We start from the raw sequence: 19,287 nt of genomic DNA on the forward strand, positions 1-19,287 counted from the left end.
CGATTCGACCTAAATTTCTACTCCAAACTAAAAAATTTCTGTTCTTTTTTTTTATTTAATTAGGAAGGGAATCTGCCATGTTTTTGGAAGCTTCGATTTCTTGAAGATTCATAACTACTTCAGTCGGGTCCCAGTAACCAATTTGTCTCACTATTTTTCCGTCAATAAATTTGTATGTAAGATGAATTGGTATGGTGATTTCTTTTCCATTGGCAGCCAAAGTTGCTTTCCATTCTAACCAGCTATTGACCCAAGTTTCACCTTCATCGGTCACAACCATTTCATATTCTGGTTCATTATTCGTAAATCCACGACTGGAATAATTGGCATCATTTGCTTTATGATACGCAACAGTTTCTTTTTTAGACATAAATTTATCTTTAGAATTTGAGTTGAAAAATGTTTTCGAGCTATCAGCATAGACACTCATATCATAAGTCTTATCATTATAACTTTTGATAGCTTTCTTTACTGTTTCAATCTCTGGTGATTGTTGTGTGTAGCGTGTGTCTTTTTGAATACAGGCTGTAAACAGGACTATTGCAAGTCCTAATAAGAATAAATTTTTCATTGGTTTTATGTTTTGAGATAAACCTACAAGGTTGAAACCTTGCAGGTTTGGTTATTGATTGGTTATTTTTTTGCGGTATAGCCTAAATCTGGACGCATCGCACCAGTTTTTACTTCGTAGCGATCTAACAAGGCAAACATTTCACTAAATAATTTTTTACCTTCATCACCAAGTAATGTGTCATTTTCTTCGCTTGCTTTTGCATAAGACTGCTCATCTTTTGCAGAAATCACTGCTAAATAATATTCTCCCATGGTGCCAAATCCGCTGTGATACATTCTGTAATGTTCTTTTGCACCTTTTTTTACATAGAGTGCTTGGATTTCTTTGATTTTAGCGCGAAGTGCTTGGGAGTTACTTGGTGTGACATACAAAAAATGCCATTTTCTGTAGTCTTGTCCGGGAGTATTTAAGGTCAGACCATCAGGCATATAGGAGAGGTCGTTGTTTAAAGTGACAATATAGTCGCCATGTTTGTCATAACACTCATTGAAGCGTTTGAAAATATCCCGAAAGTCATCTTCTCCCATTTTTTCCATTAAAGGTGCCAATGGGTTTTTGTCTAGGTCGGCCATGTTTGCAATTGGTGTAATGCTTAAATAGGTGCCGTCATTAACATGGGCCGTTGTCCAATCGGCATCTTTAAGATCATGTTTTTTGCAAGCTTCAATAAAATCTTTTGTAACTTTTTCGTAATCTGCCTGCTTGGAGGGTTTAACTTGATCTGCATGAATCCAAAATGTTTGGTTTTGTGCAACAGTGAATGTCGATGCTGTAACTAACAAGATTGCTGTTAACAGCGCGTTTTTTAAAGTTTTCATGATTAATAGTTTATAGTTGGTTAATAGTTATTGCATGCTGATATCTTTTGCCAGCGTATAAGTGTAGTCCCATATATTATCCACCGATGCTCTTAGTTTTGTACGAGTCTCTTTCGTTTTTGCCTTACCATGTACACTTTCGTATATTTTCCATACACCATCTCTATCGACGTCTAAAGCAGCAAAGTCTTTAAAGGGAGTCGATACAAAATAATCGCTACCTTCTCCGCCCATCACACTGTACCAGTAGCCTCTACTCTCACCTTCTTTTGAACTCATAGTGGTGGTAACGTCCTTTATAACTTCATTAAAGGCAGCATCATCTTTTACTTTAAAGTTTGTAACCCAAACAATAGACATGTCTCCCAAAGGCGCTTTTCTGCTTATTTCGGGCATAGGCGTTGCCATATTGAATTCTGTGCTTTCAATGTGCGGTGTAATATATTCTAGGCCAACGGCACGACATGCTTTTCCTGCTGCATCTTCTTTATCCATTTCGGCCCAATTCGCCATGTTTCCGGAAAGCACATACACATTTCCTTTACCTTGTATACGATGCCATACATTCCATGTGTTTGTTCCGTTATTGTCCTTATAACATTTGTTCCATTTTTTTACACCCTCTTTAAAATTACCGTCATGGCCATATTTTATGGTAAATTCGGTTAGGTTCATAATAAAGTTTTCTTGCTCTTGGGATTGTGAAATCATTGGCAACATCAATAGCAGTGAAAGTGCAAAAAAGGTTGTTTTTAAAATTTTCATGATTAATAGTTTTTATGGTTATTATTAACCTAAACTACTGTATATCAATATAAAATAAAATCAATCTAGGACGAACAGTAGCATAGTCTGTCCGAAACAACCGATTTATTTATCGGAAGTTATGAAAGTAGAAGAAAGGGCGTTTTCTTTAAATGGTCTGCAATCGATTCAATAATTCCTCTTTTAAGATTTTGCTAACAGGAATGGCTTTTTTGGCAATCACGATATGACTGTTCGCTACTTCATCAATTTGGGAAAGATTGACAATGAAGGAACGATGCACTCTTATAAAGTGTTTTTGTGGCAATTTTTCATCCATATCCTTTAGTGTCATGACCAAAAGATATTCTTTGTCTTTGGAATAGATGCGGCAATAATTGCGTTCGGCTTCGATATATAAGATGTCCTTAATAACCACTTTTACCATTTTATCGAGATGGCGAACGAAAATACAATCGCTTAAGATGAAGGGTGAATTGTTGGTCATGGTTGCACTACTTTCAGAATCTTTGCGACAATGTATCTGATTGATGGTTAATTCTATGGCTCTTTGGAGATCCAGTTTTTTGAAAGGTTTGGAAATAAAAGCATAAGGATTGGTGGCTTTTGCTCTATCAAAATTAACATCATCAGCATTCGCCGTCAGGTAAATAACAGGAATGTCGTAATCATTTTGCATAATTTGTACGGTCTCTATGCCATCGAGTTTGCCCTTTAAAGAAATATCCATCAATAGTATGTCCGGTTGGTTCTGTTTGATATTTGTTAATGCTTCTTCACCACGAGGAATGATGCCTGTAACGTCATAGCCCAAACTGGAAAGTTGCAAGGAGATATTGGCAGCAATAATCATTTCGTCCTCAACAATCAATATTTTTATAGGTGTTGCCATTATGCTGCTGGTTTAGTTTTAAATTGAAATAAAATGGACGTGCCATTCTCATGGTCTTCCATCATTTTTCCATCTAATTGTTGGGTCAATAATTGAATGAGTTGTGAGCCAAAACCTGTTCCTCTTGGTGCCATTCCAACTACTTTGCCCACGCCATTATCGGCAACTCTTAAGGTCAATAATTCGGGTGTTGATTGTGATAAGCTAATGAGAATATTTCCTCTGCCATCTTTTGGGAAGGCATATTTTAAGGCGTTTGTCAATAATTCATTGACGATTAGGCCAATTGGTACTGCAGTGTCTACATCCAATTCCAAATTGTCCATGGCACATTCTATTTTTACTTTGGCATCTGCATCAAACGTATCCAAAATGCCTTCACCGAGATTTAAGAAATAGTCTTTCATTTCGATACTGCCCAAGTTTTCACCTTGATACAATTTCTGATGGATGATTCCCATGGATTGAACCCGATTTTGGCTTGCCATCATGGCGTCTTTCGTGGCTGAATCTTCCAACTGTGCTGATTGTAACGCGAGCAGACTTTTGACGAGTTCAAGATTATTTTTTACACGATGGTGGATTTCTTTGAGGAGCAGTTCGTTCTGTTTGTTTTTGGTATCCAATTTCAAGTTCAACAAGCTTAATTCGTTATTTTTATGTTGACGTTTTTTATAATAATAAAACAATCCGAATACTATAATTGCCAATAAACTAGCTAACACGATGTACAATGCTTTTGCCCTCTGTTGTTGTGCTATTTTTTCATCCTGAAAATAAATTGTTGCATTTTTTTGACCCGTTTCATACTTTGCCTGTGCTTCCGTCTCCAGCCCATGGATGGTATTGTCCTTAAACTCTTCAAAGGCTTGTGCATATAAATGGTGATAGAATAATGCTAATTTGTAATCTTGAAGAGATTCATAAATATTAGAAACATGCATGTAGTTTTCCCAAAGGTTTCTCTCCCTTCCAGTCTTTTTCATGATGTCAATTGCTTGAAGGTTATAGGGAAGTGCTTCTTTATATTTTCCTTGTAATAAATACACATGGCCAATATTTCCCAATGAAGGAATTAAATAGCGTTCCAAACCCATTTTGGTAGAATTGTCAAAATTGGCTTCGTAATCGGCAATGGCTTCATCATAGCGATCCATGTACTTATAAATATTACCTCTCCAATTAATGGATGCCATCATCGGAATGCCATATTCTCCTAATTCGGCATACAAATCGATTGACTTATTAATGGACGCCAATGCCTGCTCAAGGTCAGTTGTGGAAAATAATTGGTCATTAGCCTTTATGCGATAGGCATTGGCTAGCTCTTCCTTGGCATCCAATCTTTCTAATATCGCTATTGCCTTATCTGCCCATCTGACGCCTTCGGCATAACTTCGTTCATAATATTTTAAATCACCGATAGCTGTATAGCATTCAGCAATTCCTTTTTGATTATTGGTTTTTTCAAATAGATCAAGTGCCTTATATACGGTTTGTGTGGCTTCAGCATAATCTGCCTTGACCATCAAAAGATCTTTCCATTTTAGATAAGTAAAGGCAAGTTGGTCGTCATTTTTATGTTCTAAATGGATGTCTCTTAATTTTTCAACATAATAAAATGCCGAATCAAGTTTTGAATAGTCCTTATGATAGGTGACTAAATAACCATAGGTTTTGGCAAGCGCATCCTGATTTTTAATTTGTTTGGAAAGTGAAATGGCGCGATAAGAATTGTTAGCTATTGCTGTAGAATCGGATGGAATTTTGATATGTGAGTCCAACCAAATCAACAAAGAATCCAACGTTACCTTATCAGAATTTTGAGCATGGATAAAAGTTGTAAAAAAAAGTAAAAATGCAGTGGTTAGAGAATGTTTCATAAGTCTTAATTATTACTGCTAACAAGACTTGAGGAGGATTAAATATACTAATTTTTTGTTAAATAATTAGAAATTAGAGAGTTCGATGGCGTTATTTTTTTGGTACTAAATACGTTCTTCCGTAGTTGCGGTTTGCTGTTTCCCGTATTCTTTTTTGTAGATACTTATTAGAGCCAAAAACAGACTGATCAATAAAGGCCCAAAAATCAATCCGATAAAACCAAAAATTGGGACCCCAACAATAACTCCAATTAAGGTGATTAGGGGGTGCACGTCATCTAATTTTTTCAGCACATAAAGGCGTATAATATTATCTGTAGAGCCCACTACTACAAACCCGTAGATCAAAATGGCCCACGCTTGAAAAGTCTCACCAGAAGAAAGGCTAACTAAAAACACCGGTACAATCCCGATAAGGGTCCCAACAAATGGAATCATAGAGCCTACAGTAACGATCACGAACCAGAAAAAAGGTTCGTCAATACCAAAAATCAAAAACCCGATTAAGGCTATAACACCTTGGGCAATCGCCACCAAAGGAATTCCAATGGCGTTAGAACGCACCATGGCTTGAACTTCAAAGCCTATTTCTCTTAAATTATCTCTGTTTAACGGAATGTATTCTGTTAAAGATTCGCGCAACTCTCTTCGGTTGGTCAACATATAGTACAGCATAAAATACATAAGGCCAATAGCAACAAAGGCGTTAAAAGTGCCACCTACCAAATTCTGTAAATTTTCTGAAACCCATCCTGTGATGGCGCTAGTATCAATATTTTTACCAATGTCAAATCCTACAAAGTGCTGTACTTTACTCAACTGATCCTTAAAAGCCGTAACTACTTGTTCACTATTGTTGACGGCCCTACCAATTTTACTGCTCAGCATCCAAACAATACCCGTAAGTGGAATCAGGATTCCAACAAAAGAAATCAGCATAATCATTAAAGCAGCTAAAGTTGGGTTCCATTTTCTGTTTTTTACCAATGAAGTCATCCATTTTCTGAAAAGGATATAAATGGTTATTGCACCAAGAACACCAGTAAGATACGGCAGCAGCTCTCTAAATATAAGACTTCCCATAAATAGAATGAGAAGGATCACGAAGATTTGACGAATTAATTTGGGTGGTATTTGGTTCATTTATAAGGTCGTGGTTGCGTTATTGAAAGTAAAATCTGCCAATTTAAAGATAGTGCAAGTTTCTTAATTTAAAGTTTATAAAAATAGCGCACATACAATTATTATGCACCCAAATCAATTTCAATTTGATTATTGATAATATCTTCAAAAGTCTCACGCTTTCTTATCAAATGGGCTTTTTTATTGTGCCAAAGCACCTCCGCAGGTCTAAAGCGTGAGTTGTAATTGCTAGCCATGGTAAAACAATAGGCACCAGCGTTTTTAAAGCATAAAATATCACCCTCACTAATTTCGTTGATACGGATATTACTGGCGAAAGTATCGGTCTCGCAAATATAGCCTACCACTGAGTAAAACCGCTCGCGTCCCTTAGAATTGGAGATATTAATGATTTCATGTTGTGAGCCATATAGCATTGGTCTGATCAAATGATTAAAGCCAGAGTCAACTTGGGCAAAAACAGTAGAAGTAGTCTGTTTGACAACATTTACTTTAGTCAGAAAAACACCGGCTTCACTCACCAAAAATTTCCCAGGTTCAAAGGCCAAGGTCAACTCCCGTCCATATTTTTTGCAGAATGCATTGAAACGTTCGGAGAGTTTTTGGCCCAATTCTTCAATGTTTGTTTCAATATCACCTTCTTTATAAGGCACTTTAAAACCAGATCCAAAATCAATAAATTCTAAATCCTTAAAATGCAATGCCGTATCAAACAAGATTTCGCTGGCATATAAAAAGACATCAATATCAAGAATATCACTTCCGGTATGCATATGGATCCCGTTGATGTTCATCTTGGTGTTATCGATAATGCGCAACAAATGCGGAATTTGATGAATTGAAATCCCAAACTTACTATCAATATGGCCTACAGAAATATTGGTATTACCACCAGCCATGACATGCGGATTGATCCTGATGCACACCGGTGTTTTTGGATGACGCGTGCCAAATTGCTCTAAAATGGAAAGGTTATCAATGTTGATCTGTACGCCAAGTTTTGCGGCCATTTCAATTTCTTCAAGAGATACACCGTTTGGGGTAAAGATGATTTGTTCAGGAGAAAATCCAGCCATCAAGCCTAATTTAACTTCCTGAATGGACACAGTATCTAATCCTGAGCCCAAAGTTTTAAACAACTTTAATATTGAAATGTTGGATAAAGCCTTAACAGCATAGTTTAATTTTAATTTTTTAACCTTACTAAATGCAGAAGTCAAGCGTTTGTATTGCGCACCTATTTTATCTGAATCATAGACGTAAACTGGACTTTCGAAGTCTTTTGCGATTTGTAATAAGGTTTTATGTTCCATTTTTGAAGTTTAAATTTTAACAACGGTAAAGCTAAATCCTTTTTTTTATTCGAGCATAAATAAAATACTAAAAGTGATACAACTTTTTCTATGATGAAAACGGCCCCAACAAACAATACTTAAATTTATTGGTTAAAACATTTATCTTGATTACTTTTGTGCTGCATAAAAATAGAGATTTCCGCTTGGGCTGGAACATTTCCAGAAGCTAAAAACGGAACAATTATATACTGATCAATATGAATTTACACGAGTATCAAGGAAAAGATATTTTAAGCAGTTTTGGAGTCCGTATCCAACGTGGTATCGTCGCAAAAAATGCTAACGAAGCTGTTGCTGCAGCAAAACAATTGACCGCTGAGACCGGAACCGGTTGGTACGTGATCAAAGCACAAGTTCATGCAGGTGGACGTGGTAAGGGTGGCGGTGTCAAGTTGGCCAAAAGCCTTAAAGAGGTTGAAGAAGTTTCAGGAAAGATGATTGGCATGCAATTGATCACACCTCAAACGTCAGCAGAAGGTAAAAAAGTGCATCAGGTTCTGGTGGCTGAGGATGTTTACTATCCAGGAGCTAGTGAAACCAGTGAGTTTTATGTATCTGTACTATTGAATAGAGGTACCGGTCGTAACATGATCATGTATTCTACTGAAGGTGGAATGGATATTGAAACTGTTGCTGAAGAAACACCACATTTAATTTTTACAGAAGAAATTGATCCTTCCACAGGTATTTTACCGTTCCAGGCAAGACGAATTGCATTTAATTTAGGTTTGGAAGGCAATGCCTTCAAGGAAATGACCAAATTTGTGACCAATCTTTATACAGCTTATGTAGCCTCTGACGCCTCTTTGTTTGAAATCAATCCGGTATTGAAAACCAGTGATGATAAAATCATGGCTGTTGATGCCAAAGTGACCATTGATGACAATGCACTTTATAGACACAAAGATTATTTGAACTTACGCGATTTGCGTGAAGAAAGTGCCATTGAAGTTGAAGCGGGTGCTTTAGGATTAAACTATGTTGATCTAGACGGTAACGTTGGCTGTATGGTTAACGGTGCGGGGTTAGCAATGGCAACCATGGATTTGATTAAGCAAGCAGGTGGTGAACCAGCAAACTTTTTAGATGTTGGTGGTACTGCAGATGCGGCTCGAGTTGAGGCAGCTTTCAGTATTATTTTAAAAGATCCGGCTGTTAAAGCTATCTTGATCAATATTTTTGGTGGGATTGTACGTTGTGACAGAGTTGCGCAAGGTATCATTGATGCCTATAAAAACATGGGCAATATTGATGTGCCAATCATTGTGCGTTTACAAGGTACGAATGCTGATATCGCCAAGAAATTAATTGACGATTCAGGATTGGATGTTATGAGTGCTACTGAATTTCAGGAAGCTGCTGATAAGGTACAGTCGGTTTTGGCCTAATCATATTATAAATACTATTTATCAGACCTCACAGGTTTTCAAAACCTGTGAGGTCTTTTTTATTGAAATTGGTTGAGGTTTCTGATTCCTTGATGTTTTAGGGAGTGATAAAGGCCGATAGAAACCTCTCAGAAATTCTACAAACGAAATTACAATCCTTAATCATTCTTTTTAGGCTTCCCTTTCTCAGCTTTAGCTGGCATCGGTCCGCGCAGATGAATGACTAATCCGTTGAGGAAATTGCGCAAAATTTGGTCCCCACATTCCACATAATTGGGATGGTCCTCTTTTCTAAATAAAGCTCCCAATTCACTTTTTGAGATTCTGAAATCTACAAGCGCTAGGATTTTAATAATATCGTCGTCTCTTAATTTCAGTGCGACGCGTAGTTTTTTAAAAATATCGTTGTTAGTCATGAGGATGTTATTACGTTAATAAGGTATTGAAAAATTCAGTTATCTCGCAAGATTTGTTACTTCAAAAAATTTAATTTTTTTTAATTCTTAATTCTTAATTCTTGATCAACCATTGATAGGCTTTAGGAAAATTTTGACGCCACAGCGCTTCATTATGTTGTCCGCCTTCAGTAATTGTATTTTTTATATTGTTTTGTGGAACACCTTTTGTCAATAATAGGTCCACCATTTTAGTTTGATCCGGAACCATAGTCTCAGATTCTTCAGAACCTGCCAAAAAGTAAAACCTTGAATTTGGAGAAATAGTCGTCTCAGAGACCAGATTAAAAATACGATTACTGAACCAGAATGATGGTGAAAAAATAACCCGCATTCCCAAAGGTTTCGGGATATTTTACGACCGCATAAAAAGATAGTAAGCCACCAAGCGAAGATCCAAATATGGAGGTGTGTTTGACGTTCTTGAGTGTTCTGTAACTCGCATCAATTTGTGGTTTTAAAGTGTTGATGATAAAATCGAGATACTGATCGCCTTTCCCGCCCCCATATGTTTCATTGGGATAGGGTGTTAATTCATCCATTCGCTTATCATTGCCATGTTCAATGCCTACAATAATTACCTTACTGTTTGCGATTGAATCCAGAGACTCATCCACATTCCATTCGCCTACATAAGAGGTTGCGGCATCATATAGATTTTGGGCATCATGCATGTAAATGACAGGATACTCAGTAGTGCTTTTCAAATAATCTTTTGGAAGATACACCCAAATCTTTTTTTTAACCTGTAGTTGTGGCGCTTCTATGGTGAATGTAGACACTTGCGCAGATGCCGTACTTTGAGCATGGGTAAGCGTGCTCAACCCGAAAATAAATGCAATTAGAATTTTAGTAAATGTCATTACTGGTGTTGATGGATTACAGATCACAAATTTATAAATAAACGCTGATTGCAGTTCACCGAAAGCAACTTTTGATTTGGTGAAAATCGGTGAAATGCAAATTATTTATAATCAATTGATTATCAATATATTGAAGTCTTAAAGTGTACGAAAGTAAAATAATCACGATGAATTACCGTTTATTTTTCGATAAGTTACTAATAATCAACGATTATCAAAAAGCTATTCTGTTTAACTTTATAAAAGTAAAATTAGAATCTCCCTCATATGATAAATCGTGTAGAAAAATTGAGTTTGCTCTCTGAAATGATTGCTTTTGCTCAAACTGACGCTTCCATAAAATCCATAGAATATAAGTTTCTTGCAGGTGTTGCCAAACAACTGGAGGTCTCTCAGGCAGACTTTGATTATCTGTTTGAATTTCCTGTGAATTATGTGCATCTAAAATCGCATAGTGAGCGTATTGTTCAGTTTCATAGGCTGGTGTTGCTGATGAATTTAGACCAAGATATCTCAAATAAAGAACTTGTAAAGTTGCATAATTTTGGTTTGCGCATGGGATTGGGCCACGAATCCATCAATCGCGTCTTGGATTTAATGGAAAGCTTTCCCAATAAAATCGTTCCGCCCGATTTCTTAATCGATATTTTTAAGGTACAGTATAATTAGTTTTCAGTCAGCAGTCAGCAGTCAGCAGTCAGCAGTCAGCAGTCAGCAGTCTTCAGTCTTCACTCTTCACTCTTCAGTCTTCGGTCTTCGGTCTTCAGTTGGCGGTCTTAAGTCTTCTTTCCATTTTGTTTGTTTGATGCAAATTATTTTAAAGTATATCAATACTATCAACAAACGATTTTATTTTTGTCTATTGTCTATTGTCTATTGTCTATTGTCTATTGTCTATTGTCTATCTTCTTAGGCTTTCAACTGTTCCAATTTGCCTTGGTACGCCTTAATATCATCTCTTAATTGCGCGGCAATGATAAAATCCAAAGCCTTCGCCGCTTGCTCCATGAGTTTGCGCTTCTCTCGGATTTTCTTTTCTAATTGGTCTTTGGTCAAATACTGGCTTTCAGGCTCGGCAGCTTTTGCGGCTTCAATCTGATAACTATACGTACTCACTGAGTTTTTTGCCAATATATTGTCTAAGCTTTTGTTAAGAGCCGTAGGGATTTGCCCATGTTTGGTATTGTAGGCAATTTGTTTTTCACGACGGTAGTTGGTATCGTCAATAGTTTTGCGCATACTATTGGTAATGGTATCTGCATACATAATGGCTTTCCCATTTAGGTGTCTTGCAGCCCTTCCAACTGTTTGCGTCAATGATCTGTTGGATCTTAAGAATCCTTCTTTGTCAGCATCCAAAATAGCTACTAAGGATACTTCGGGTAGATCCAACCCTTCACGCAGTAAATTCACACCTACCAAAACATCAAACACACCTTTACGCAAATCCTGCATAATCTCTACGCGTTCCAAAGTGTCGACATCACTGTGAATATAGCGCACCCTAATTTGAATTCTGTCTAAATATTTCGTCAATTCCTCAGCCATACGTTTTGTTAGGGTCGTGACCAAAATACGTTCATCCTTGTCTACACGTTGATGGATTTCCTCAATCAAATCATCAATTTGGTTCAAGCTTGGGCGTACTTCGATAATCGGATCCAATAATCCTGTCGGACGAATCAATTGCTCCACAAAAACACCATCACTCTTTTGGAGTTCATAATCGGCAGGTGTGGCGCTCACATAAATAACTTGATTTTGTAGCGCCTCAAACTCTTCAAACTTCAAAGGTCTGTTGTCCATCGCTGCGGGAAGCCTAAAACCATAGTCCACCAAATTTATCTTTCGGCTTCTGTCTCCACCGTACATGGCGTGGACTTGTGAAATGGTCACGTGACTTTCATCTACCACCATCAAATAATCATCAGGAAAATAGTCTAAAAGGCAAAAAGGGCGTGTCCCTGGCAAGCGACCGTCCAAATAGCGCGAATAATTCTCTATGCCAGAGCAATAGCCCAATTCCCGAATCATTTCCAAATCAAACTCGGTACGCTCTTTTAATCGCTTTGCTTCTAATGGCTTGCCGATATCTATAAAATAATCGTGTTGTTTAACCAGATCATCCTGAATCTCTCTAATGGCACCTTGAAGAACTTCAGGGGAGGTGACAAACATATTGGCAGGATAGATATTGATCCGGTCATAAGTTTCAATCACTTTATTATTTTGAATGTTGAAAGCTTCAATCTCTTCAATTTCATCACCAAAAAAGTGAACCCGCACGCCATAATCGGCATATCCAGGAAAAATATCTACGGTGTCACCTTTAATCCTGAAATTTCCATGATTGAAATCGGCTTCCGTTCTAGAATACAGACTTTGCACCAATTTATGGAGCAGCTTTGTTCTTGAAATGACCTCATCCCTTTTGAGAGTAATGACATTTTTTTGAAATTCCACAGGATTTCCAATACCATATAAACATGATACGGAAGCCACTACAATAACATCTCGTCTGCCCGAAAGCAGGGAAGAGGTAGTGCTCAAACGCATCTTTTCGATTTCTTCGTTGATGGAGAGATCCTTTTCTATATAAACGCCAGAAACAGGAATGTAGGCTTCTGGTTGGTAATAATCATAATAGGAAACAAAATACTCTACCGCATTTTCAGGGAAGAATTGCTTAAACTCAGAGTACAATTGCGCTGCCAAAGTTTTGTTGTGTGCCAAAACTAAGGTTGGCTTTTGCACTTCTTCAATAACATTGGCCACGGTAAAAGTCTTTCCAGAACCCGTTACACCTAATAAGGTTTGATACTTATCATTGTTCTCAATGCCTTTTGAAAGTTGTTTGATGGCTTGAGGCTGATCTCCAGTAGGTTTAAATGCTGATTTGATTTTGAATTTCATTTTGCAAATTTAACCAAAGTTTTTTGAAGAATAACGGGTAATTTAAATAACATAGCACCAAGGATTTAAGCCCTGTTCTAGTAAGCATTTGGATCAATAAATTGAGTAATAAGGTTAAGTTGGAATTTAATTTCACTTTAATTTTACAGTACCGCACTTATTTGATTCCTCTAGCTTAATTCTTAAAACAGATGAATTATTAACAAATCTTAAATTAATAGAACATGAAAAATTTGAAACAATTAACTTTTACCATTTGTATGCTTATTACTTTTGGCGCATTTTCCCAAAACGATAAAGACCAAGAGATTATGTCTGATGCGCAAAGTGCAAAAATGAAACTCATTGAGGCCGATGCGACGCTTAAGGAATACTTTGATAGCGCTGCTGGATATGTATTGTTTCCTAATGTAGGAGAAGGCGCGTTTATTATTGGAGGCGCTACCGGTAATGGCGTAGTTTATGAAGATGGCGATGCAATTGGTATGGCAAGCTTAACAAAATTGGATATTGGTCTCCAAGCAGGAGGTCAGGCCATTATAGAGATCATATTTTTTGAGACTGAGGCAGCTTTGATGGAGTTTAAAGAAGGTCAATTTGAATTTTCCGCTGAAGCTTCAGCGGTTGCTGTAGAGTCTGGTGTGGCTGCCAAAGCGAGTTATTCCGATGGTGTTGTTGCCTTTGCATTGCCAAAAGCAGGGCTTATGGCAGAAGCTTCAGTTGGTGGACAAAAATTTACTTTTACACCATTTGATTAGAAATTTTGATGATCTTAAAGATCATTTCATTATCAAGACGTCCATTGCAATTTTGTAATGGACGTTTTTTTTGCTTAAAATTTAAATTAGCTATTATTTTAGATTGCTCTCAATAGTTGAGACTAGTCTTTTGTATTAACGCCTTAAAGCAAAGTGGCCCTTGAGTTGAAAAGATACATTGTCCTTTTTAACGTCAGCAACAAACCAATAGTCTGTGGCTGGCATTTTTTGGCCATTGAGTGTCCCGTTCCAACCTTGAGAAGTAGAAGTTAGCTGCGCCAATTGTTTCCCATAACGGTCATAGATGTACACAATAGTTCCTGGTAGGGTTTCTACACCTGTAACATGCCATGTGTCAAAATACCCATCATCATTAGGTGTCATAAATTTTGGCGTGTCAAGTACAATAACCTCTTTGGTGACTTTGGAACAGCCGTTTAGATCTATTATGGTGACCAAATTCGCGCCAATAGGCACATTTTCAAAAACATTAGACTCTTGAGGTGCCTCGTCATTCAATACATACAGGTAATTTCCTATGCCACTAATGGTGACGGTGATGTTGTTGGGGTCAGAAAAATCAACCGTTTCCGTAACTTCAATGGTGGCAGCTTCTGATTCTGTAACGTTAAAAACCTCAGTTGTTTCACATCCAAAAATGGAAGTTACTTTTACCCAATAGGTACCTATAGTAGTGATTTCAATTTCTGGTGTGGTTTCATTTGTTGACCAAATATAGCGGTCATCAGCACTATTGGTGTTGGCACTTACCATAAGTGGTCCATAGTCCAAACAAATCACCTGATCTCCAATATCCAATACTGGTCGAGGATGTACGTAAGTTTGAAATTGGGTAATGTCGTAACAGCCCGTTACCTTATTTTCAATACGTGCATATATGATTTGCATATCTGTAGCAGCGTAAATTGTAGTGAGCGCTTCTTTGTTGTCGTGTGCTTTATCATTAGTATCATGATAAGTCACAGTGAAATTTCCTGAAACTTGGCTGCCTAAAATACGACGGGTTTGGTCGGAAAAATCAAAAGTAAAAAAGCCATCAAAATCATCGTCACAAGATTCCAAATCTATTGGGGTGTTGGCAATAGGTAGCGGATTCACTTTTAATGTAAATTGATGGGTAATAAAACAATGGGTTGTGGCATTCTCTATTCGCACATAAATCATGTTCGATGCTGATGGATAATTATAATCTTTGTCCAGTGCATTAGTAGCATCCAAAGCGTCACTTTTATTCTTGTAATATGAAATGAGTGTATTTGAAGTGTCGTCAACAAGAAGGTTGTCCACTTGTGAGAGATCATAATAAGTGTTCTCAGTATCACAAATTGTTATAGAATCAATCGCATTAAAAACAGGAGGCGTATTGACAATTAACTCTAAAGGAATGGATAAATAACATTCAGAAATGGTATTGGTCAATCTCACATAAACCGTTTGTGGATTTGAAATGTTTGTATACGATTCTGGTTGGGAAATGGCGTTGGTTTCTGCTTCTAAATCTTGGGCTGTTTCGTAATAGGCAATCACAAGGTTGTTTTGTCTCACCTCTAAAATATCAATTTCTGATAGTTTTAAATCGAAAGTCATACGACCATCATAATCAGTGTCACATTGTATCATTGGTTTTGATGGATTTGCATCTGGAGCTTTAATGACCCCCAAACTGAAGTCGGTTATGGAAGCGCAAATAGTACCATTTTCTATCCTCGCGAAAATTTGCTGCGGATTTTTGATGTTGGCATATTTTGTATCAATAGGGTTCAGCGCGTTTTCGGCATTAGCTCTACTTGTGTAAAACGTAATATCCAAAGTGTCAGTGATACCTGCTGAAATTTCTGAAATCTTTTCTGAAAGATCAAAAATCTCACTTTGATCATTTGAAATATCATCACAAACAAACCAATCTGAAGGCACATTAAACTCCGGACTTGTACCAACTTCAATAGTAAAGGAGGAGGTGCCATAACAAGTGATGTCTGAAGTGTTCTCAACCCTCACAAAAATAGTTTGAGGTGTGTTGACATTCTCATAAACGACTGTTTTGCTTAAAGCATTCGTTCGGCTATTGGCGTCATTTTGATTGAGATAATAAGAGACGCTTTTACCAATTTGACCATTCAATATTTCAGAATCCTTAGTTTTAAATATAAATTCCCCAAAGCCGTCGCTATCACTTTCACAATAAATGTAATTGCTGATAGGGGTAAAGGCAGGCAACGTATTGACAATAATCTTAATGGGCTCTATGGCATGGCATCCTGTGAGTTGGTTTTCTACACGTGCATATACGGTTTGTGTGCTGGACTTAAAATTTGAGCTATCGGTTATGGCCTCAGTGTTGCTTTCAGCAAGCGCAAGTGTTTTGTAAAAGGAAAATATCCGATTGCTACGGTCCGTCACCAATTCATCAATTGTAGTGTTCAAGTTGACATTATAGAATCCGTCCTGATCATCATCACAAATGACAATATTTTGAGGGGTGCTGGTTTCAGGTGCCGGTAAAACAGTTATTTCAAAACTTTTAATATCAGAACATCCAGTAGCTTTTGATGTGGTGCGTGTGTAAAGTTTTAGTGGATTTGAGGTGTTTGTGTAAAAACTAGGAAGACTATTCGTGTTTTTATTGGCATCGTCTTCAGTTGTAAAGTAAAGCACTCTATAGCCTTCTTCTTCGTTGGCAACCGAAAAATCAAAAGAACCCAAATCAATTGACGTGAAACCGTCTTGATCAGTATCACAATAGGTGACTGCTCCTATGGACGGAAAATCAATATATGGATTGAGCAACAAATTTATTTCTGCCTTTTCAGTACACGTGGGATTGTTTAAAGTGATGTACAAAGTTTTCGGGAATTGGGACGGAATGTAAGGGACGGCAGTGTTTAGTGAATTTACTTGATTGCTTTGTTCTTCTGGAGTTTCGTAAAAAGTAATGGTAATATCTGGAAGATCATTGATGATCACTTCAGCAATATTATTAAGGTCAAAGCTTGGCACCTCACCATCTTTAATATCACAAATTGAAAAATCCTTAATAAGTGTACCCGTCAATAAAAGATTTGTATGAATTTCAAAAGGAGCTACAGATGCGCAACCGGAGCTGTCATCAGTTACCCTAATATAAAGTGTTTGAAAATCTTTCTTAATGTTTGTGTAATTTGTAGGATTTACAATGGCGTTGCTTCCTGATAAGGCATCTTCATAAATTTCATGGAAGGAGACTGTCACTCCGGTCAATCCGTCTAGAACCTGATAATTGATGTCATTAAGGTCAAAATTTGCAAATCCGTCGTGTTCAGGGTCACATGCGTCCAAGAAATGATCCTCCGCACTCATTATTACGGGGCTATCCAATACTATCAAATTTAACGTGGTTGTACTTACGCATCCTGTTTGTGCATGTTCAACACGCACGGCCAATTGTTCAGTTCTTGATTGGTTGTTGTATGGAGAAGCAATCGGATTGACGCCCGCCTTTGCATCTGATTGTGTATGGTAATAACTGACGATCAAATCAGATTGGCCATTGATGATCTCCTCATTTTTTTCGGTGAGATCAATGGACGTCAGACCGTTTGGTGTAACGTCATCACAAACAATGAAATCTGTTGGTGTGGTAATTTGTGGTAGGGTATTGACCACAATATCAAATGATGAATAGGCCAAACAGCCGTTGATAGTATCTTCAATTCTGACAAATATCGGTTGCGGATTACTGGTGTTGGTAATAGGGTCCAAGATTGAATTACTGTTGGCCAGCGCATCATCATTGGTGTAATGATAAGAAATGCTATAGGCAGAATCGGGAACAGCATCCAGAACATCATTGTTTTTAACATTAAGGTCAAAAACCTCAAATCCATCTCCGGAAGTATCATCACAGATTTCAAGATTAGAAATTGGTGAAGCCGTTTGGGTTGAGCTCAAAACAATAGTCACACGATCTTCAATGGTACAAGAGGTGTTGCCTAATGGAATATCGATCTTCACGGTGTAGGTTCCTGATTGACGGGCTGCTAAAGTAGATTGTGTTTCTCCGGTAAGAAGTACATCGTTTAAAAACCATGAATAGATTCCTTCTGGATTATCAATATTGCCATCAAGCGTTAATTCATCGGCACAGGTGGTAATGTCCTCGCCTAAGTCAACAACCGCAGTAAAACTATTGCCTTCAATAAAAACTGCCGAATCATAATTGGAATCTGTTTGGTCAGCAATAATCAGTTTAATGTGATATTTTACATTAGGGACGGTGTTCGCGGTAGCGGTCATCATTTTGGTCCTACCATCATAATTGGTGTCGCCAATGCCATAACCTTCAAAATATTCAGCGTTTGATGCAGGACAAAACCCTACTATGTTGTTATGAATGGTATTGGTGTTAACTGGGGTTGTGGTTCCTGGAATGAGCGCAATATTTGTATAGGGGTCACTCGTTCCTGCGCGTTTGATCAAAAATGCGAAACCATCTGAGTATTCACATGGAAAATTTCCATAATATTCTTCAGAAGCTAAAATATAATTGAACTGGATTTGATTGGAAAGCGATGAAAAGTCAAACTCTACCACGGTCGCATTGAGTGTGTTCGAAATGCCTAATGCGGTCTCAAGGTCGGCATCTGACTGCCAATTGGATTCGCCTTCATTTAAGGTTTTATCCGTAGAGGTATTACCAGCAGAATTGGCATTTCCGCTAGAGAGCATGATGCCGTTTTTAAACGGAAAGTTAGAGCTGCCCCTTTCAAAATATCCAAAACTCGAAAGCCCATTTACAGAACCGTTGACGGGAGAGGAGACGTTCGAAATCTCCACACAACCCTGAATCAAATTATTTTCGATAAGTTGTTGGGGGCTAACGTTACTATCTACGGTTATTTGTTGACCGAATGCTTGAGTACACAAAATACATGCAAAAACAAGGAGGGAAATTTGTAAAAATTTCATGCTCTATAGGTTAAGTTTAGTCGGGAGATCCCATTTTGGGGCGATGAAATTTCCAAATCAATTTAATTAAGGTGGAAAAGTAGGTAATTATTGGATGAAATGCAAAATAGAACGTCTAAATGCACTGAAGATTAACATTTTGATGTGGACGACCAGAAACTTATCCTTTTTAAATGATGTGATTACTTTGTTTAATTTCTTAAAACATTCCGCTAGTACAGATGGTTTAGAATTTTACAACATTGGTAATCAGTGTTTTTATATGTTTTTTGGTTCATTTGAAACCATAGGTTTAATGAGCTGAAAATCAAGATTTAAACCTTATGTATTGGTAGCTTTCGAAAATGAACTTCTTAGAAATAATTGGATGGAGATAGCGGAATTGCAAATTTTAGTTGCTTTATCCGATTGAAATGTCCTAGAATACGCCGTGAAAAACTAAAAATTAGAAAATAATGAGCAACGTATACGAGTATTACACTATTTCAAAATTGTCTTTTGAGTACACTTATGTG

The 19,287-nt window shown here is 37.4% G+C and carries 15 protein-coding genes; 3 read left to right on the forward strand and 12 right to left on the reverse strand.

What is annotated here, in order from left to right; translation table 11 throughout:
- Positions 1–55: 55 nt before the first annotated feature.
- The 7 genes from A9996_RS14850 to lysA all read right to left on the reverse strand — a co-directional run bounded on the left by A9996_RS14850 (position 56) and on the right by lysA (position 7,388).
- Positions 56–571: a nuclear transport factor 2 family protein gene (locus A9996_RS14850; protein ID WP_066436766.1), complete on the reverse strand. Its 516-nt coding sequence runs from the start codon at positions 569–571 to the stop codon at positions 56–58.
- Positions 572–633: 62 nt separating this feature from the next.
- Entirely contained in the window at positions 634–1,392 is a 759-nt protein-coding gene (locus A9996_RS14855; protein WP_066436768.1) for a hypothetical protein, read from the reverse strand.
- Between the two features lie 27 nt (positions 1,393–1,419).
- A complete protein-coding gene (locus A9996_RS14860) occupies positions 1,420–2,157 on the reverse strand; it encodes a hypothetical protein (protein WP_066436771.1) in 738 nt (245 codons plus the stop codon).
- A gap of 148 nt (positions 2,158–2,305) precedes the next feature.
- Entirely contained in the window at positions 2,306–3,049 is a 744-nt protein-coding gene (locus A9996_RS14865; RefSeq protein WP_066436773.1) for a LytR/AlgR family response regulator transcription factor, read from the reverse strand.
- Complete coding sequence (locus tag A9996_RS14870) at positions 3,049–4,932, reverse strand: sensor histidine kinase (RefSeq protein ID WP_066436775.1); 1,884 nt, start codon at positions 4,930–4,932, stop codon at positions 3,049–3,051. The genes A9996_RS14865 and A9996_RS14870 overlap by 1 nt, the downstream gene beginning before the upstream one ends.
- Before the next feature lie 105 nt (positions 4,933–5,037).
- Positions 5,038–6,075 (reverse strand): AI-2E family transporter, encoded by a 1,038-nt coding sequence (locus tag A9996_RS14875; protein WP_066436776.1) that lies wholly within the window; start codon positions 6,073–6,075, stop codon positions 5,038–5,040.
- 101 nt (positions 6,076–6,176) lie between these two features.
- Positions 6,177–7,388, reverse strand: coding sequence for a diaminopimelate decarboxylase (gene lysA / locus A9996_RS14880; protein ID WP_066436781.1), 1,212 nt, complete (start codon positions 7,386–7,388; stop codon positions 6,177–6,179).
- Between the two features lie 239 nt (positions 7,389–7,627).
- On the opposite strand from lysA, the gene sucC reads away from it, so the two are divergent.
- On the forward strand, positions 7,628–8,818 hold the full coding sequence (gene sucC / locus A9996_RS14885) for an ADP-forming succinate--CoA ligase subunit beta (RefSeq protein WP_066436783.1): 1,191 nt from the start codon (positions 7,628–7,630) through the stop codon (positions 8,816–8,818).
- A 158-nt stretch (positions 8,819–8,976) separates the two neighbouring features.
- On the opposite strand, the gene A9996_RS14890 is transcribed toward sucC, so the two are convergent.
- The 3 genes from A9996_RS14890 to A9996_RS14895 form a co-directional block, all read right to left on the reverse strand.
- A complete protein-coding gene (locus tag A9996_RS14890) occupies positions 8,977–9,234 on the reverse strand; it encodes a DUF1456 family protein (protein ID WP_066436786.1) in 258 nt (85 codons plus the stop codon).
- Positions 9,235–9,328: 94 nt separating this feature from the next.
- Positions 9,329–9,607 (reverse strand): alpha/beta hydrolase, encoded by a 279-nt coding sequence (locus tag A9996_RS20980; RefSeq protein ID WP_346210650.1) that lies wholly within the window; start codon positions 9,605–9,607, stop codon positions 9,329–9,331.
- A complete protein-coding gene (locus A9996_RS14895) occupies positions 9,570–10,136 on the reverse strand; it encodes an alpha/beta hydrolase (protein WP_346210651.1) in 567 nt (188 codons plus the stop codon). The genes A9996_RS20980 and A9996_RS14895 overlap by 38 nt, the downstream gene beginning before the upstream one ends.
- A 267-nt stretch (positions 10,137–10,403) precedes the next feature.
- Between A9996_RS14895 and A9996_RS14900 the strand changes: the two genes are divergently transcribed.
- Positions 10,404–10,805 (forward strand): hypothetical protein, encoded by a 402-nt coding sequence (locus A9996_RS14900; protein WP_066436787.1) that lies wholly within the window; start codon positions 10,404–10,406, stop codon positions 10,803–10,805.
- Positions 10,806–11,045: 240 nt separating this feature from the next.
- Here A9996_RS14900 and uvrB read toward each other — a convergent pair whose 3' ends face one another.
- Positions 11,046–13,049 (reverse strand): excinuclease ABC subunit UvrB, encoded by a 2,004-nt coding sequence (gene uvrB, locus A9996_RS14905; protein WP_066436788.1) that lies wholly within the window; start codon positions 13,047–13,049, stop codon positions 11,046–11,048.
- 224 nt (positions 13,050–13,273) lie between these two features.
- On the opposite strand from uvrB, the gene A9996_RS14910 reads away from it, so the two are divergent.
- The gene (locus tag A9996_RS14910; RefSeq protein ID WP_066436789.1) at positions 13,274–13,807 is read left to right on the forward strand and encodes a lipid-binding SYLF domain-containing protein; all 534 of its coding nucleotides are present in this window, start codon (positions 13,274–13,276) and stop codon (positions 13,805–13,807) included.
- 135 nt (positions 13,808–13,942) lie between these two features.
- Here the strand turns inward: A9996_RS14910 and A9996_RS14915 are convergent, their stop codons facing one another.
- Positions 13,943–18,772 (reverse strand): T9SS type B sorting domain-containing protein, encoded by a 4,830-nt coding sequence (locus A9996_RS14915; RefSeq protein WP_066436791.1) that lies wholly within the window; start codon positions 18,770–18,772, stop codon positions 13,943–13,945.
- Between the last annotated feature and the right edge of the window lie 515 nt (positions 18,773–19,287).

This window comes from Gelidibacter algens (assembly GCF_001678675.1).
Lineage (GTDB): Bacteria > Bacteroidota > Bacteroidia > Flavobacteriales > Flavobacteriaceae > Gelidibacter > Gelidibacter algens.

Coding starts and splice junctions, on each gene's coding strand:
- A9996_RS14850 (WP_066436766.1), bottom strand. CDS start 571: ATGAAAAATTTATTCTTATTAGGACTTGCAATAGTCCTGTTTACAGCC.
- A9996_RS14855 (WP_066436768.1), bottom strand. CDS start 1,392: ATGAAAACTTTAAAAAACGCGCTGTTAACAGCAATCTTGTTAGTTACA.
- A9996_RS14860 (WP_066436771.1), bottom strand. CDS start 2,157: ATGAAAATTTTAAAAACAACCTTTTTTGCACTTTCACTGCTATTGATG.
- A9996_RS14865 (WP_066436773.1), bottom strand. CDS start 3,049: ATGGCAACACCTATAAAAATATTGATTGTTGAGGACGAAATGATTATT.
- A9996_RS14870 (WP_066436775.1), bottom strand. CDS start 4,932: ATGAAACATTCTCTAACCACTGCATTTTTACTTTTTTTTACAACTTTT.
- A9996_RS14875 (WP_066436776.1), bottom strand. CDS start 6,075: ATGAACCAAATACCACCCAAATTAATTCGTCAAATCTTCGTGATCCTT.
- lysA (WP_066436781.1), bottom strand. CDS start 7,388: ATGGAACATAAAACCTTATTACAAATCGCAAAAGACTTCGAAAGTCCA.
- sucC (WP_066436783.1), top strand. CDS start 7,628: ATGAATTTACACGAGTATCAAGGAAAAGATATTTTAAGCAGTTTTGGA.
- A9996_RS14890 (WP_066436786.1), bottom strand. CDS start 9,234: ATGACTAACAACGATATTTTTAAAAAACTACGCGTCGCACTGAAATTA.
- A9996_RS20980 (WP_346210650.1), bottom strand. CDS start 9,607: ATGCGGGTTATTTTTTCACCATCATTCTGGTTCAGTAATCGTATTTTT.
- A9996_RS14895 (WP_346210651.1), bottom strand. CDS start 10,136: ATGACATTTACTAAAATTCTAATTGCATTTATTTTCGGGTTGAGCACG.
- A9996_RS14900 (WP_066436787.1), top strand. CDS start 10,404: ATGATAAATCGTGTAGAAAAATTGAGTTTGCTCTCTGAAATGATTGCT.
- uvrB (WP_066436788.1), bottom strand. CDS start 13,049: ATGAAATTCAAAATCAAATCAGCATTTAAACCTACTGGAGATCAGCCT.
- A9996_RS14910 (WP_066436789.1), top strand. CDS start 13,274: ATGAAAAATTTGAAACAATTAACTTTTACCATTTGTATGCTTATTACT.
- A9996_RS14915 (WP_066436791.1), bottom strand. CDS start 18,772: ATGAAATTTTTACAAATTTCCCTCCTTGTTTTTGCATGTATTTTGTGT.